The organism is Streptomyces sp. NBC_00076, from assembly GCF_045041235.1.
Taxonomy (GTDB): Bacteria; Actinomycetota; Actinomycetes; order Streptomycetales; family Streptomycetaceae; genus Streptomyces.
Window position 1 is genome coordinate 721,334 of the sequence record NZ_CP108242.1, and the last position, 14,429, is coordinate 735,762.

Below are 14,429 nucleotides of genomic sequence, written 5' to 3' on the forward strand. Positions count from 1 at the left end.
TAACTTGTCACGGCAATAGTACACATCGCACGTGCCGTGCCGTCTCGGATGCAGCGTCCGTCCTTGAACACCTCATCGCGCGCTGGTCCAGTCTCCTGCCGCCTGTGCGGACCCAGCCCGTCGGGGCGAAGCCGACCCCATCGCTGCGACACGCATCCGCGGCTGTCCCCCACGCGCTTTCCACCCCCACACACGTGCCACCCCCTCCCATGAACTCAGCAGAACTCAGCACGGAGGAAGAATTCATGCCGTACAAAGACAAGGGCCATCTGGAGATCGAAGATCACGGGGCCGTCCTGATCGTCCGGGTCGACGGCGGCCCGAACCAGGTGTTCGGCCTCGATATCGCCAACCAGCTGGACAAGCTGGTAGCCCGGGCAGACCGCGATCCAAACATCCGTGCCGTCGTCTTCACCGGGGTGCATCCGGAGCGGTTCGTCAGCCATGCCGCGGTCGGGTGGCTGCAGGAAGAGGGCGCCGCGAGCCCTACGGTCGGCCGCCTCGGTGCAGCCGCCGTCGTACGGGCGGCGAAGCACGTGGACCGGTCCCGTGTCCTCGGGGCCGTAATGCGCAGGACCCCGATGCGTGGAGCCCTCCAGCTGGAGCGTCTGCACACGACCTTCCTCCGGATGAACGCCAGCGGTGTCCTCTTCGTCGCCGCCCTCAACGGTTCGGCTCTCGGCCTCGGTGCCGAGTTCGCCTGGGCGTGCGATCTGCGGGTCATGGCCGACGGGGACTACTTCATCGGCCAGCCGGAAATCCTCCTCGGCATCATCCCGGGCGGAGGCGGCACCCAGCGGCTGACCCGTCTGATCGGCACCCACCGGTCCTTGGCCGCGATCCTCGAAGGCAAGCCGTTCACGCCCGCGGAGGCTCTCGCCAACGGGGCGGTCGACCAGGTCGTTCCGCAACACAAGGTGCTCGCGCAGGCGGTCGAACTCGCGGAACACTTCGGCCTGCGGTCGAAGGGTTCGGTCTCGGCCGCCAAGAGGTCGGTGTACTTCGGCGGCTCGATGTCGCTGGAGGACGGCCTGCACGTCGAACGCGCCGAGTTCTTCACCAGGGTCATGTCGAAGGAGGGGCAGGAGCTGATGCTCGACTACATGGAGACGACGGAGTCCACCGGCGAGCTCCCGCTCTACAGGCCGGACACCTACGCGCAGGCGCTCGCCTCGGGCAGTGTGCCTGGGCGCCGCTCGACGAAGACGACGCGGCGGTGAGTCGACGATGACCGCTGGGCCCTCCTTCACCCGTCACGACATCACGTTCCCGTCCGGGGGCAGCAGATGTGCCGGGTGGCTCTACCTCCCCACGGGCGTCACCTCCCCGCCCGTCGTCGTCCTCGGGCACGGCCTGGGCGCAACCCGCGAGATGCGCCTGGACGCCTTCGCCGAGCGTTTCGCGCAGGCCGGCATCGCCGCGGTGGCCTTCACCTACCGGCACTTCGGCGACAGTGGCGGCCACCCGCGCCAACTCCTGTCGATCAAGCGTCAACTCGCCGACTGGGACGCCGCGCTCGCCCACGTCAAGGCCCGCCCTGACGTCGACCGCTCCCGTGTCTCGGTCTGGGGCAGCTCCTTCGGCGGCGGCCACGCCATCACCGTCGCCTCACGCCATCCCGAACTACGAGCCGCCGTCGCTCAGTGCCCGTTCACCGACGGTCTCGCCTCCGCGCTCGCGCTGGGCCCGCTCGCCGCACTCAGGATGACCCCCGTGCTCGCCCGGGATATGGCGACGAGGATCCGCGGCAGGGCCCCCGCGATGGTTCCCATCGCCGCCGCCCCCGGCTCGCCGGCCCTCATGAACGCCCCGGACGCCCTGCCCGGGTACCAGGCGCTGCAGCCGCTCGGGACGACCTTCCGCAACGAGGTGGCGGCCCGGGTGATCCCGACCCTCGCCGCCTACCGGCCCGGGCGTGCGGCGAGGAAGGTCACCATGCCGATCCTCTTCTGCGTCAGCAACACCGACTCGGTCACGCCTCCCGCGCAGACCCTCCGATACGCGCGCACCGCGCCCCGGGGCGAGATCAAGAGGTACGACGCCGGCCACTTCGACTTCTACACCGGCGAGACCTTCGAGCAACTGGTACGCGACCAGATCGAGTTCCTCGTCCGCCGGCTGCACCCGGCGCCCGCCGCGTCGACTCCCTGACCGGATCGCATCACACCGAGACAGGTACGCCCGCCATGAACTTCGCTTCTCTGCCCGACCGCCGCGCCGAGCTCGACCCCCAGGGGGCCGCGGTCTCCGACGCGCACCAGTCCCTCACCAACACGCAGCTGCTGAACCGGGTCCGAACGGCAGCGCGTCAGCTCCAGGACCTCGGAACCGGTCCCGGTGACGTCGTCGCCCTCAAGCTGACGAACCGCGTCGAGTTCGTGATCCTGCTGTTCGCCGTCTGGCGGCTCGGCGCCACCGTCACACCGGTCAACCCGAGCATGACCGACCTCGAAGTGGTTCGACAGCTCCGGGACTCCGGTGCGGGCCTGTTGGTGGTCGAGGACGGTGTGGCCGTAGAGGCGCACGGTGTTGCCGTACTCGGCGTCGGCGAACTGCACGAAGGAACGGCAGAGCCGGATCAAGCACCGCTTCTGGACCCTGCCACGCTGGCCCTGCTCATCTACACCAGCGGTACGACCGGAGTGCCCAAGGGTGTGATGCTCGACCACGCCAACATCGACGCCATGGTGGAAATGGGACGCCAGGCGTTGGAGGTCGGGCCGGCCGACCGGTGCCTGCTGATCCTGCCGCTCTTCCACGTCAACGGCATCGTGGTCAGCGTCCTCATGCCGCTGCTCGTGGGCGCGAGAGTCGTCATCGCGGGCCGGTTCGATCCGCGCACCTTCTTCGACCTCGTCGAGCAGGAGCGCCCCAGCTTCTTCAGCGCGGTGCCGACGATCTACGGCATGCTCGCGGCGCTCCCGGACGACGTCCGGCCCGACACCTCGTCGCTGCGATTCGGGGTCTGTGGTGCCGCGCCCGCCTCCGCCGACTTGCTGACCCGGTTCGAGGCCCGGTACGGGTTTCCGCTCATCGAGGGGTACGGCCTGTCCGAGGGGACCTGCGGCTCCACCATCAACCCCGTCGCCGGCCCTCGGCGCGCCGGGACCGTGGGGCTTCCCTTCCCCGGACAGGAGATCCGGATCGTCGACACCGACGGCAGCGAGGTGACGTCGGGGACGGACGGTGAAGTCGTCGTGAGGGGTGCCAACGTCATGCGTGGCTATCTCGGCCGTCCGGACGAAACAGCCAAGGTCATCATCGGCGGCTGGTTGCACACGGGCGACGTCGGCCACCTCGACGCCGACGGTCATCTGACCCTGGTCGGGCGCTCGAAGGACATGATCATCCGGGGTGGGGAGAACGTCTACCCCAAGGAGATCGAGGACGTACTGGCGGGCGATCCGTCGGTGCTCGAAGCCGCGGTGATCGGCGTACCCGACGAAAAGTGGGGGGAGGTGGTGGTCGCCTACGTCCAGCCGCGGCCGGGGTCGACCGTCGACCCGTCGGCGCTGAAGGCCCTCTGCGCGCGCAGCCTCACCGGCTACAAGCGCCCGAGCGCGTGCTTCGTGGTGGAAGCCATCCCGAGGAACGCGGTCGGCAAGATCGACAAAGCCTCGTTGCGAGCCGGCCACGCCGCGCTCTCAGCTCGGGCCTGATCAAGTGGATGGCGCTGTCGGGCGTTGACTTGGGAGTTGTCGAGTGTGGGTGAACACAGGTGTCGCGCGTAACTCCCGCGGCAGCCGCCTACTTACGGTTCGACAAGAGACGCCGCCCACGCACGGGCGAGAGTCGATGTCCAGGCCCGCAATGAACCGCTCACCGCTGCAGGCCACTGCTCACTCGCCCGCTCACACTGCGGGAACGGGGAAGAGGGCGGACACCTGCGTGCCCGCTCGGCGGGTCGGCGCGAGGCCCGTGCCCCGCTTCGTCGGACGGGCCCGGCCGCCGGCGAAGACGAACAGCCTCAGCAACAGGAAACGCCCGACACCGGCGAGCCCGGCGGCGCCGAGGTAGACGGCTTGCTCGTAGAGCGTCGCGGCCGACGGCCGCACCAGGTGCAGGACGAACACCGCGGCGGAGGTCACCGCGTAGGCGGCCGTGGCCGACCCCGCCGACTGCCAGTGTTGGCGCCATCCGGCACGCCCTGTCCCGAAGGTGAAGCGTGCGTGGAGCTCCGTGCCGAGGAGAGTGGTGGCGACGGTGATCAGCGCGTTGGCCGCAGCCCAGGGCATCAGTCCGGCGAGCACCGCCACGGAGGCGCTGGAAGCCACCCCGACACTGCCGCCGAGAAGGACGAACCGGGCGAAGGAGGCGAGTGGACCGCCGGCACCCGGGGTGCGTCGTGCGGCGGCCGTATCGGTTTCCGTGCGCTCCGGGCGCCGCGCCTCGTCCACTGTCCCCGGGTTCGGCGCGACCAGCGACTTCATGGGATGCCCTTTCGGATGGGGAGGGTGAACCTCCTGAACCAGCGGGGCTCTCACAGTGCTGCCGCCCGACCGCTTCTCAACCTTTTGAATTATGACCATACGACTACACGTCCGCACCCCGGCGCAAGAGTCTGACCTGATTTGGATTATGACCGTACTCACATAGGCGCCCGGGGCCGGGGGCACCACCCACCCGGCTCGACAAGCGCTCCGCTGCCACAAAGAAACACCGGCCGACGCCATCCACTTCCACGGCCTCGCCCAGCGACACCTCCTGAACGGGCACCCTGCCGCAGGACGGGAACCAGGACCGCGCCGAACCGAAGACCACCTGCCGTGCATCCGCCGGGCCACGGACACGTGACCCGCGCCGCTCGGCACTCAAGTCGACACCCCCGCCGACCAGGGACCGAGCCTCTCAACTCGTGGAGCCTGTCAGTGACGCGTTCCGACATCCTGGCGTTCATGTTCAGCGAAGAGCTGGACCTCCAGCCGAACTTCGTCCGCGAGGTCGGCGGATGGCTCTCCGGGGGCAAGCTCCGCTACCGCGAAACGGTGAGGGAGGGTCTCGACGACACCCTGGAAGCCTTCTTCGCGATGATGCGGGGCGAGAACGTCGGAAAGATGATCGTCAAGCTCTGAGTCCACTGTCGACTGACCGCGAAAGGGGCCTGCCGTGCGTACGACAGGCCCCTTTCGCGTGGGTCGCGGGCACGGTCGGCACGTCAGAGCCAGGGGCCCACCCTCTCCTTTCAGAGTGCTTGCGCTCACCGACTTTCCCTGTTTAGGATTATGGTCATACTTCAATGGCTCGCTTCACCAGGAACTCTCCACCGAGCCCACTCACTGCCGACGCTCGGTGGCCCACACCCACGCCGTCGCCCGCCGGCATTCCCGTCCATTGATCCATCGCCAAGCACGTCTGCTCAGGGAACGTAGGGAACGCCATGAAACAGCAACGCAAGCAACGGGTTCGGGGCGGAAGCGCCTTCTGGGCCGTGGCCATCACCAGCGCGGCCGGATTCATCACCGCGCTCGACAACCTGATCGTCACCACCGCCCTCCCCTCCATCCGCGAGGACCTCGGCGGCGGCCTCGAGGACCTCGAATGGACGGTGAGCGCCTACACCCTCACCTTCGCGGTCCTGCTCATGTTCGGCGCCTCCCTCGGTGACCGATTCGGCCGCCGGAGACTGTTCGCCATCGGGCTCGGGATCTTCACCACGGCCTCGGCCGCCGCCGCGCTCGCACCGGGGATGGGTGAACTGATCGCCGCGCGTGCCGCGCAGGGCGTCGGGTCCGCGATCGTGACACCGCTGACGCTCACCCTGCTCTCGGCCGCCGTCCCCGCCGAACGGCGCGGCGCGGCCCTGGGTGTCTGGGGCGCGGCCAGCGGCATCGCCGTCGCCACCGGACCGCTCATCGGCGGCGCACTCACCGAAAACCTCTCCTGGCAGTGGATCTTCTGGGTCAACGTCCCCCTCGGCCTGGCGCTGATCCCGCTCGCCCTGTTGCGGCTCGACGAGAGCCACGGCCCGAACCCGACCCTCGACCTCGTCGGCACCGTTCTCGCCAGCGGCGGTCTGTTCGGCATCGTCTACGCCCTGGTGCGCGGCAACGCCGAAGGCTGGACCAGCACTACGGTGCTGGGCGGCTTCTTCGCGGGTACGACCCTGCTCGTCGGCTTCGTCTTCTACGAACTGCGCGCCAAGCATCCGATGCTGCCGATGCGCCTGTTCCGCCATCGTTCCTTCAGTGCCATCAACGCCGCCAGCCTGCTGATGTTGCTGGGCATGTTCGGGTCGATCTTCCTGCTCAGCCAGTACCTGCAGACCGTCGGCGGCTACTCGCCGATGCAAGCCGGCGTGCGAATGCTGCCCTGGACCGCCATGCCCATGATCGCCGGACCGCTGGCCGGGGCACTGTCCGACCGCATCGGCGGCGCACCCGTCGTCACGGCGGGCATGGCCCTGAACGCCGTCGGCCTCGGGCTCTGGGCCATCACCGTCGAGCCGCACGTCGCCTACACCCACATGCTGCCCGCACTGATCGTCTGCGGAGTCGGCCTGGGCATGTTCTTCGCCCCCAGCGCCAACCTCGTCATGAGCACGGTCCGCCCGGAAGAGCAGGGCATAGCATCCGGCGCCAACAACGCCATCCGCGAGGTCGGCGGCGCCATCGGCGTCGCAACGCTGGCGGCGGTCTTCTCCGCCCAGGGCGGCTACGGATCCGCGTCACTGTTCGTGGACGGGCTGATCCCGGCGCTCTGGGTCGGGGCCGGTGCGGTCGCCGTGGCGGCGGCTGTGGCGTTGCTCATGCCCCGGCAGCGCAAGGCCGACGGCCCAGCCGCCGGCCTTGCTGCGGGGAACGCTCCGGCCGGCGCCCCGATCGCGACCTGAAGCCCGGACCGAGGGGCGGCCCGATCCCAAGGCCGACGGCCCGGCTGCCGACCTTGCCCCCGGCGATACTCCGGTCCCCACCGGAAGCCCGAACCGAGGGGCGGCCCAGCCGGTTACGGCGGGGCCGCCCCTCGGCCTGTCCTGACGTCCAGGCTGGTTCGCCGTAACTCTTGCAGGCTGGTTCGCCGTGCGGGGGGGGGGGCATCACACCGTGGTCGAGGGCCCTCGGGCAGCGCGCCCCTCGTGCCGACGCTCGACCGGTTCAGGGGCACCGCATCGGTCACCGTGGGGGATCACCGGCTCGTCTCGCCGGCCAGAAAAGGCGTCAGATGCGCCAGCAGCGCCCCCGGTTGCTCCTCCGGAATGAAGTGGCCGCACTCCGGGATCTCGGCACCGGTCACGTCGTCCGCGTAGCCACGCCAGATGTCCAGTGTCGGCAGGCGGGCCGGCAGCCCCGCGGAACCCCAGAGCGCCAGCAGCGGCATGGCGAGGCGGCGGCCTTCAGCGGCGTCGATGTCGTCGAGCGCGGTGTCCTCCTCCATGGCTCGGTAGTCATCGAGGCTCGCACGCAGGGCGCCCGGCCGGGAGAACGCGCGGACGTAGCCGTCGACCGCGTCGGATGTGAGTGCGTGGCGGTTGTAGGTCCACCGCTCGAAGAAGTACTCGAGGTGGCCGGATGTCCTGCCCCACCAGGCGCTCGGCCAGATCGGGCTGCAGATGGAAGAGCCAGTGCCAGTACCCGGAGGCGAGCGAAGCGTCCAGGCGGCGGAACATCTCCCGGGTGGGAACGATGTCGAACACGGCCAACCGCTCCACCTGGTCCGGGCGGTCCAGCGCCCAGCGGTGCCCCACGCGAGCGCCACGGTCATGACCCACGACCATGGCCCGTTCGAAGCCGAGCGCCTCGACGAGGCCGGCCATGTCCGCGGCCATGCGCCGCTTGTCGTAACCAGCGGTGGGCTTGTCGCTCAGGCCATACCCGCGCAGGTCCGGCGCCACAACCGTGTAGTCGGTGGCGAGATCCACCAGCACCGGCCGCCAGCAGTCGGAGGTCTGCGGCCAGCCGTGGAGCAGGACCAGCAGAGGTCCGGACCCGGCTCGGACGTAGTGCGGGCGAACCCCGTCCACCTGCGTGACGCCTGTCGTCGCTGTCGGCTGTCCCATGGATGGCGCCTTCCTGACACGAGCTAACCGTCTTAGACGGTTAAGCTAACGTGCAGAATGGAGACGTGGCAACGGACGACATGTGGATCTGGGACGGCGGACGAGTCTGCCTGGACTTCGCGAACACCCTCCGAAGCCGGTGGAGAACCACTCCGGAGGAGACACTCCGGGGACCGGACGACCTGATGGGCTGGCTCCGGGAGGCCCTTCTGCTCACACCGGGGACCACCGAGCCCGCCACGGCAGCCGTCCTCACATCCGCCCGACGGCTGCGCGAGAGCGTCGACCGGGCCGTACTGGCGGTCAGCGACGGCAGGCTGCCCACATCCGGAGACGTGACGCTGCTCAACCGATCGGCAGCGGCGGCCCCCAGACCCGCTCTGCAGATCGTCATCACCCACGACCGCCTGGAGCCCGCCGACACCTCGACCCATGCCGCCGACTCCACACTCGCGCTGGCGCTCGTCGCCCAGGACGCCGTCGACTTGCTTCTGTCCTCCGAGATCCGGCGGGTACGCGTCTGCGGAGCGGACCGCTGCGCACTGCGCTTCCTGGACCGCTCCCCCGCCCACAACCGCCGCTGGTGCTCCATGTCCCGCTGCGGAAACCGCACCAAGGTCCGCCTCCATCAGGCGCGTACACGACAGAGCGGTCGGGCTACGGAGAGCTGACGGAGGAGTCCTCAGCCAACTCGGGCGGCCTCATGGGAAAGGCTGGGCAGGGACACTCTCGGTTCGCTTGGCTTGCACCGGGCGGCCGCATTCGCAGCGCATCCGGACGTCGACGTGCGCACCGCACTCGTAGGGTCGCGTCAGAACCGCCGCCCCCTCCGGAGCGGCGCGGTGACGATCACCCCACGGCAGCAGTCCCATCACGGCCGGCCGGCATCAGATCCATCCTCAGGGGTGATCACACACGTCGGCCGACTCCGCGAACCGGGCTCCCTCGCGGACTCGCGAAGTGCCCTCTCCGACCTCGACTCGTGACCGGTTGAGGGACGCCGACCCCTGGGCCGGAGAAGCCTCCCTCGTCCCCGGCGCACATGCCGCCCGTCCCTGACACCCCCTACCGCTCAAGGAAGTCGAGGGCCTCCGTCACGAACTGCTCGTGAAACTGGAAGATGCCTCCGTGGCCGGCGTCGGGGTAGACGACGATGTCGGCGTTCGGCAGTCGCCGGGCCAGTTCGAACGAGTTCGTCGTCGGCACCATCCTGTCACTCTCACCGTTGGCGACGAGCACGGGCTGATGGATGACGGAGAGGTCCTGGGGCTGCGCGAGTCCCCAGCGGTGGATGGCCTTGAGCTGGGCGAAGTACGACGTGAGGGAGATCGCCTTGTCCCGGTCGTGGGTGCGCTCCTTGAGACGGGCCAGGAACTGCTTTCCGGCTCGGCGCCCGCCCGCGGTACGGGTGAAGAAGAGGAACTGCTTCGGGTCCTGGAGGGTGAACAGGGCACGGACGGTGTCGAGATGGGACAGCCGGGTCACGTTCTTGATGCCTTCGCCGCCCGCCGGGCCGGTGCCCGAGAGGATCAGCTTGCGGACGAGCTGCGGTTCGTCCTGCGCGATCACCTGGGCGATCATGCCGCCCATGGAGAAGCCGTGGATGTCGACATGCTCGAGCCCGAGCGCCCGGATGAAGGTGACGGCATCCTTCGCCATCTCCTCGATGGTCTTCGGTGTCGAGCCGCTTGAAGCGCCGACGCCCCTGTTGTCGAAGGTGATGACGCGGTGCCTGGCGGCGATGCCGTCGACGACCCGGGGGTCCCAGTTGTCGAGGACCGCGGCAAGGTGGGTGATGAAGACCACCGGGACTCCGGTCTTCGGGCCCAGGTCGCGGTAGGCGAAGGTCACTCCCCCTGCGGTGAGGGTGCGGGTGGGTGCCTCCTTGTACGACGTCACCGCGTCGCCTCGTACTCCTTGTGCGTCGTTCACGGCCGTGCCCTTCTGCATGGGGGTTTCTGGACTGCGGCTGCAGTCAGTTCGGTCGCCGGGAGACGGTCCGCAGGAGACGGAACCCTGTGCGGTTGGGTCCTTCAGCATCACGCCGACGATTAGAGTATGACCATAATTTTATGTGCCCGCAAGGGGTGTGCCACACTCAGCGACGGCGAGGCCGCGACAGTGATTCGGTTCCGCCAGGCGCCCCCACGAGGCAAGCCCTCGATGTGCGGCAGCACGCGAGGCCACGTCGCCGGGCGTACCGACCACCGGCCGAACCACGGGCCGTACCCGTCTCGCGGCCCGCTCGCGCGGCGCATCGAAGACGTTTGACGGTGCGGACATGCGGCCACTGACACCTCGGCGCCATTGAATTACGTTCGACATAACATACAGTGAAGGAGCAGACGGAGGGCGAGCGACCCTGCTGGGCGACGAAGGAGCATGGGGTGCGATACGGGAAAGATCACAAACCGGTGACCAGGCAGCGCATCATCGAGACTGCCGGACGACGGCTCAAGCGGGACGGCATCGACGGCTCGAGCGTCGCGACGCTCATGAAGGACGCGGGGCTGACCAACGGCGCCTTCTACACCCACTTCACGTCCAAGGACGAGCTGGTCGCCACCGCGGTCGCCGACCAACTGCATACACAGAACGCGATCATCGTCGCGCACGCGTCACCCGGCCACGATGGACTCGAACAGATCGTGCGGTGGTACCTGTCTGCTCGGCACCGCAACAGCCCCGACGACGGCTGCCCGTCCGCCGCCCTGCTCGACGAAATCGGACGCTGCGCAGATCCCACCAAGCAGGCCTACACAGACGGCGTGCTGATCGTCATCGACGGCATCGCCGCCCGTCTGGCGCCCAGCGATCCGCGCTCGGCCCGCACCAGGGCGCTGAGCGCCTACGCCATGATGGCCGGGACACTCCAGCTCTCCCGAGCCCTCGCCGACCAGCAACTTGCCGATGACCTTCTCGAACAGGGCATCCGCAACGCCCTCAATCTGCTGGACGTGGAGAACGAGCCCACCAGCGGGACCTTGAACCGAGTTCACGAGGGAAGACGGTAGAAATTGGCGTATGGTCGTAATAATACAACCGTTCGCTATTGCGGGATCAGGTGGGCCGTCCCCTTTCGGCCTCTGGGCCCGCCGAACCGGCAACAGAAACGAGGATCTCCGTGCGTGACCTCCCGTTCCAGTCAGCCGCGGACCAGTTGAGTGCGCTGGCCTCGGGCGAGATGTCGAGTGAGGAACTGCTCGAGGTCTACCTGGGCCGCATCGACGCCCACAACGAGACGCTCAACGCGATCGTCACCCTTGACGTCGAGCGGGCGCGACGCGAGGCCAGGAACGTCGACGCGAGACGTGCGAGCGGGGCAGAACTCGGCCCGCTGCACGGTCTGCCGATCACGCTGAAGGACAGCTACGAGACCGCCGGCCTGCGGACCGTCTGTGGTCGGCCCCACCTCAAGGACTACGTGCCCGAACAGGACGCCGAGGCGGTGCGACGGCTGCGTGCCGCGGGTGCGGTGATCATCGGCAAGACCAACATGCCCGCGGGGAACCAGGACGTCCAGGCGGACAACCCGGTGTTCGGACCGACACTGAACCCGTGGAACACCGCACGCACGTCAGGAGGCTCCGCAGGGGGCGGCGCCGTGGCTACGGCCGCAGGGCTGACCGCTTTCGACTTCGGCTCGGAAATCGGCGGATCCACCCGGATCCCGGCACACTTCAACGGCCTCTACGGACACAAGGCGACCTGGCGGTCCATCCCGCTCATCGGCCACGTGCCGGGCGGACCCGGTGTCGGGCGGTGGGGGGAGATCGACCTCGCCTGTGCGGGCGCCCAGGTGCGCGAGGCGCGGGACCTTGTCCCCGTCCTCCACGCGACGGTAGGGCCGCCCGAGCGCGACGGCGGTTTCAGCTACACCCTCGCACCCCCCAGGGCGAGCGAGCTGGACGCCTTCCGGGTCGCGGTGTGGCCCGAGGACCCCTCGTGCCCCGTCGACCACGACGTCGCCACAGCGATGGACGACGCCCTGAAGGCCCTCAAGGCGGCCGGCGCGAAGGTCGAGGTGCGACCCTCCGGCCTCCCCGGCGACATGGCGACCAGTCATGACATTTTCCTGCGCCTGCTCTTCGGTGCGTTCACCTACGACCGATCCGGACTGACAGCGGCCTCCAACACGGCGCTCCTCGCGCGTCTTGCCCAGCATCCTCGCGGAGAGGCGCTGTACGCCTTGCGAGGAACCTTCCAGTCGCACTACAGCTGGCTCCAGGCGGACGTGGCACGCCATGAGCTGCGGCAGCGGTGGACCGAGTTCTTCCGGGACTTCGATGTCCTCCTCATGCCGGTCACGCCGACCACGGCACCGCCTCATCACAACAAGCCGATCGACAGATTCGGACGCCGGATCCAGGTCGACGAGCGTCCGCGCCCCTACTGGGACCAGGTCAAGTGGAGCGCCATCGCCAACGTGGCCGGCTCTCCGGCGACGACCATCCCCGTGCGAACGGGCAGAGATGGTCTGCCTGTCGGGCTCCAGGCGATGGGTCCGAGCGGCGGCGACCTCACCACCATCAAGTTCGCCGAGCTCCTCGGCCGAGAACTCGAGGGCTACCAGCCCCCTCCGGCCTTCATGTGACGATCCGCCGACCCGCACTGTCCCGAACCCGGCCCCCAGGCGACCCCGGCTGGCGCCGACCACACCGAAGAAGGCCCCGTTGAACACGCTGGACACCTCCCTCACCCTCCCGAACGGCCAGATACTGCCCAACCGCCTGATGAAGTCGGCGCTCAGCGAGGCGTTGGGAAACAAGGACAACGCACCCGACGAGCGCCTCAGCCGTCTGTACTCGACCTGGAGCCGAGGCGGCTATGGCCTCATGATCACCGGCAACGTCATGGTCGATCGCGCACAGCTCGGTGAACCGGGCAACATCGTCATCGAGGACGAGCGTGATCTCGACGCGCTCTCGCGCTGGGCCAAGTCAACCCAGGACTCGGGCGGGGCTATCTGGGCACAGCTCAACCACCCCGGGCGTCAGGCCAACCCTTTGGCACTCGGACACACGCCGGTGGCCCCCAGCCCGATCCCGACGAAACTGCCCGGAGCCACAACGCCGCGCGAACTGCGACCGGCAGAGATCGAGGAGATCATCGAGCGCTTCGCCACGGCCGCGGCCGTGTGCGAGACAGCCGACTTCAACGGCGTACAGGTGCAAGGGGCCCACGGGTATCTCATCTCGCAGTTCCTGTCACCGCTGTCGAACCGGCGCGACGACGACTGGGGCGGTGATCTCCAGCGGCGGATGCGTTTCGGCCTCGAGGTCGTCCGCCGTATCCGCGGCCGCGTCAGGCCCGGCTTCGCCGTTGGGATCAAACTCAACTCGGCGGACTTCCAGCAGGGCGGATTCACCGAGGAAGAGTCCCAGGCCGTGCTGGCCGCGCTGGCCCGCGAAGGCGTCGACCTCATCGAGGTCAGCGGCGGCAGTTACGAGTCCATGGCGATGAGCGGCTCGGCGGCCCCCAGCACCAGGGCACGCGAGGCGTACTTCCTGGAACACGCCCGCACTGTTCGCAAGCTCGTGGGCGAGATCCCACTCGCCGTCACAGGCGGATTCCGCACCCGTGATGCCATGCGGCGAGCCGTACAGGCCGGCGAATGCGACGTGGTCGGCATCGGCCGGCCGACGATCACCACGCCGGACGCGGCCCGACTCATCCTCGAAGGGCAGGCGCAGGAACTCACGGCCCACCAGGTGCGCTACGGCATGAGAGCCCTGCTGGGCACGATCGCCGACCTCAAGGTCCTGGACGGGGTACTGGACATCAGCTGGCACACCGACCAGATACATCGCCTCGGGAACGGCCTGCACCCCGACCTGAATCGCGGCAGCCTTGCCGCCACCATCGCAATGGTGCGGCGAAACGGGCGCACCTCGTTCCGCGCCAAGCGCGGCGGGTCGTAGGCGCCTACGGCTTCAACGGAGCGAGGCGGGTCACGAACGCCCGCGGCTTCAACGGGTGGGAGCCCTCGCTGAGCCTGCCTCGGGACAGGGGCGACCACGAACTCCGCTTCGAGCGCCTTCACTTGGCCGAGTGCGCGTTGCCACGCCTCGCGGCCTCCGCCCGCGGATTCGGCGAGCGCCGGGCGCGCTCCGTCGTTGAGGACGTCACCGGCGACGGCCGACTTCAACCTCGGCACCCAGAGCACGGTCGGGTCGTCTCCGAGGACCTGGTGGAGGGCGAAGATCAGTTGGGGCGCTGCCCAGGGTCGTAGCGCGTCCGCCACGACCCTGCCGCCGTCAGAACATCGTGTTGTCGTTGGCGGAGGTCTCCGAACTGCTGTCGCTTGGCGGCGCCGAAGGCATTCATGGCCTCGGGGCCGTCGGGGGCGAGCGGGTTGTGCTGGACGTAGTCCGGCCGTACGTGGCGGTCGATGACGGTCGTGTGGCTCCCGTCGAACACGGTCGGGAGGGTTTGG

General features: G+C 68.8%; 14 protein-coding genes. 9 read left to right on the forward strand and 5 right to left on the reverse strand.

Annotated features, from left to right (window positions below; all coding sequences use genetic code 11):
• Nucleotides 1-245 precede the first annotated feature (245 nt).
• The 3 genes from OHA64_RS03480 to OHA64_RS03490 are packed head-to-tail and all read left to right on the forward strand — an operon-like array spanning nucleotide 246 to nucleotide 3,659.
• A complete protein-coding gene (locus tag OHA64_RS03480; protein ID WP_405607584.1) occupies nucleotides 246-1,220 on the forward strand; it encodes an enoyl-CoA hydratase/isomerase family protein in 975 nt (324 codons plus the stop codon).
• A 7-nt stretch (nucleotides 1,221-1,227) separates the two neighbouring features.
• Nucleotides 1,228-2,151 carry an alpha/beta hydrolase gene (locus tag OHA64_RS03485; protein ID WP_405607587.1) on the forward strand — a complete coding sequence of 308 codons (924 nt, stop codon included), beginning with the start codon at nucleotides 1,228-1,230 and terminating at the stop codon, nucleotides 2,149-2,151.
• 35 nt (nucleotides 2,152-2,186) lie between these two features.
• On the forward strand, nucleotides 2,187-3,659 hold the full coding sequence (locus OHA64_RS03490) for a class I adenylate-forming enzyme family protein (RefSeq protein ID WP_405607590.1): 1,473 nt from the start codon (nucleotides 2,187-2,189) through the stop codon (nucleotides 3,657-3,659).
• Between the two features lie 192 nt (nucleotides 3,660-3,851).
• Here the strand turns inward: OHA64_RS03490 and OHA64_RS03495 are convergent, their stop codons facing one another.
• Nucleotides 3,852-4,430 (reverse strand): hypothetical protein, encoded by a 579-nt coding sequence (locus tag OHA64_RS03495; RefSeq protein ID WP_405607593.1) that lies wholly within the window; start codon nucleotides 4,428-4,430, stop codon nucleotides 3,852-3,854.
• A 438-nt stretch (nucleotides 4,431-4,868) separates the two neighbouring features.
• Here OHA64_RS03495 and OHA64_RS03500 point away from each other — a divergent pair, with 438 nt between their 5' ends.
• Nucleotides 4,869-5,072 (forward strand): hypothetical protein, encoded by a 204-nt coding sequence (locus OHA64_RS03500; RefSeq protein ID WP_405607596.1) that lies wholly within the window; start codon nucleotides 4,869-4,871, stop codon nucleotides 5,070-5,072.
• A gap of 305 nt (nucleotides 5,073-5,377) precedes the next feature.
• On the forward strand, nucleotides 5,378-6,829 hold the full coding sequence (locus tag OHA64_RS03505; RefSeq protein WP_405607599.1) for a DHA2 family efflux MFS transporter permease subunit: 1,452 nt from the start codon (nucleotides 5,378-5,380) through the stop codon (nucleotides 6,827-6,829).
• Nucleotides 6,830-7,122: 293 nt separating this feature from the next.
• Here OHA64_RS03505 and OHA64_RS03510 read toward each other — a convergent pair whose 3' ends face one another.
• The gene (locus OHA64_RS03510; RefSeq protein WP_405607602.1) at nucleotides 7,123-7,371 is read right to left on the reverse strand and encodes an alpha/beta fold hydrolase; all 249 of its coding nucleotides are present in this window, start codon (nucleotides 7,369-7,371) and stop codon (nucleotides 7,123-7,125) included.
• A gap of 10 nt (nucleotides 7,372-7,381) precedes the next feature.
• Nucleotides 7,382-7,993, reverse strand: a complete 612-nt coding sequence (locus OHA64_RS03515; RefSeq protein WP_405607605.1) for an alpha/beta fold hydrolase — start codon at nucleotides 7,991-7,993, stop codon at nucleotides 7,382-7,384.
• A gap of 65 nt (nucleotides 7,994-8,058) precedes the next feature.
• Here OHA64_RS03515 and OHA64_RS03520 point away from each other — a divergent pair, with 65 nt between their 5' ends.
• The gene (locus OHA64_RS03520; protein WP_405607608.1) at nucleotides 8,059-8,664 is read left to right on the forward strand and encodes a CGNR zinc finger domain-containing protein; all 606 of its coding nucleotides are present in this window, start codon (nucleotides 8,059-8,061) and stop codon (nucleotides 8,662-8,664) included.
• Between the two features lie 394 nt (nucleotides 8,665-9,058).
• Here the strand turns inward: OHA64_RS03520 and OHA64_RS03525 are convergent, their stop codons facing one another.
• Nucleotides 9,059-9,943 carry an alpha/beta fold hydrolase gene (locus OHA64_RS03525; RefSeq protein ID WP_405607611.1) on the reverse strand — a complete coding sequence of 295 codons (885 nt, stop codon included), beginning with the start codon at nucleotides 9,941-9,943 and terminating at the stop codon, nucleotides 9,059-9,061.
• Nucleotides 9,944-10,380: 437 nt separating this feature from the next.
• On the opposite strand from OHA64_RS03525, the gene OHA64_RS03530 reads away from it, so the two are divergent.
• The 3 genes from OHA64_RS03530 to OHA64_RS03540 all read left to right on the forward strand — a co-directional run bounded on the left by OHA64_RS03530 (nucleotide 10,381) and on the right by OHA64_RS03540 (nucleotide 13,914).
• On the forward strand, nucleotides 10,381-11,007 hold the full coding sequence (locus OHA64_RS03530) for a TetR/AcrR family transcriptional regulator (RefSeq protein WP_405607614.1): 627 nt from the start codon (nucleotides 10,381-10,383) through the stop codon (nucleotides 11,005-11,007).
• A gap of 110 nt (nucleotides 11,008-11,117) precedes the next feature.
• Nucleotides 11,118-12,587, forward strand: coding sequence for an amidase (locus tag OHA64_RS03535; RefSeq protein WP_405607617.1), 1,470 nt, complete (start codon nucleotides 11,118-11,120; stop codon nucleotides 12,585-12,587).
• A gap of 79 nt (nucleotides 12,588-12,666) precedes the next feature.
• Complete coding sequence (locus OHA64_RS03540) at nucleotides 12,667-13,914, forward strand: NADH:flavin oxidoreductase/NADH oxidase family protein (RefSeq protein ID WP_405607620.1); 1,248 nt, start codon at nucleotides 12,667-12,669, stop codon at nucleotides 13,912-13,914.
• A 283-nt stretch (nucleotides 13,915-14,197) separates the two neighbouring features.
• Here OHA64_RS03540 and OHA64_RS03545 read toward each other — a convergent pair whose 3' ends face one another.
• Entirely contained in the window at nucleotides 14,198-14,413 is a 216-nt protein-coding gene (locus tag OHA64_RS03545) for a hypothetical protein (RefSeq protein ID WP_405607623.1), read from the reverse strand.
• Nucleotides 14,414-14,429: the final 16 nt, after the last annotated feature.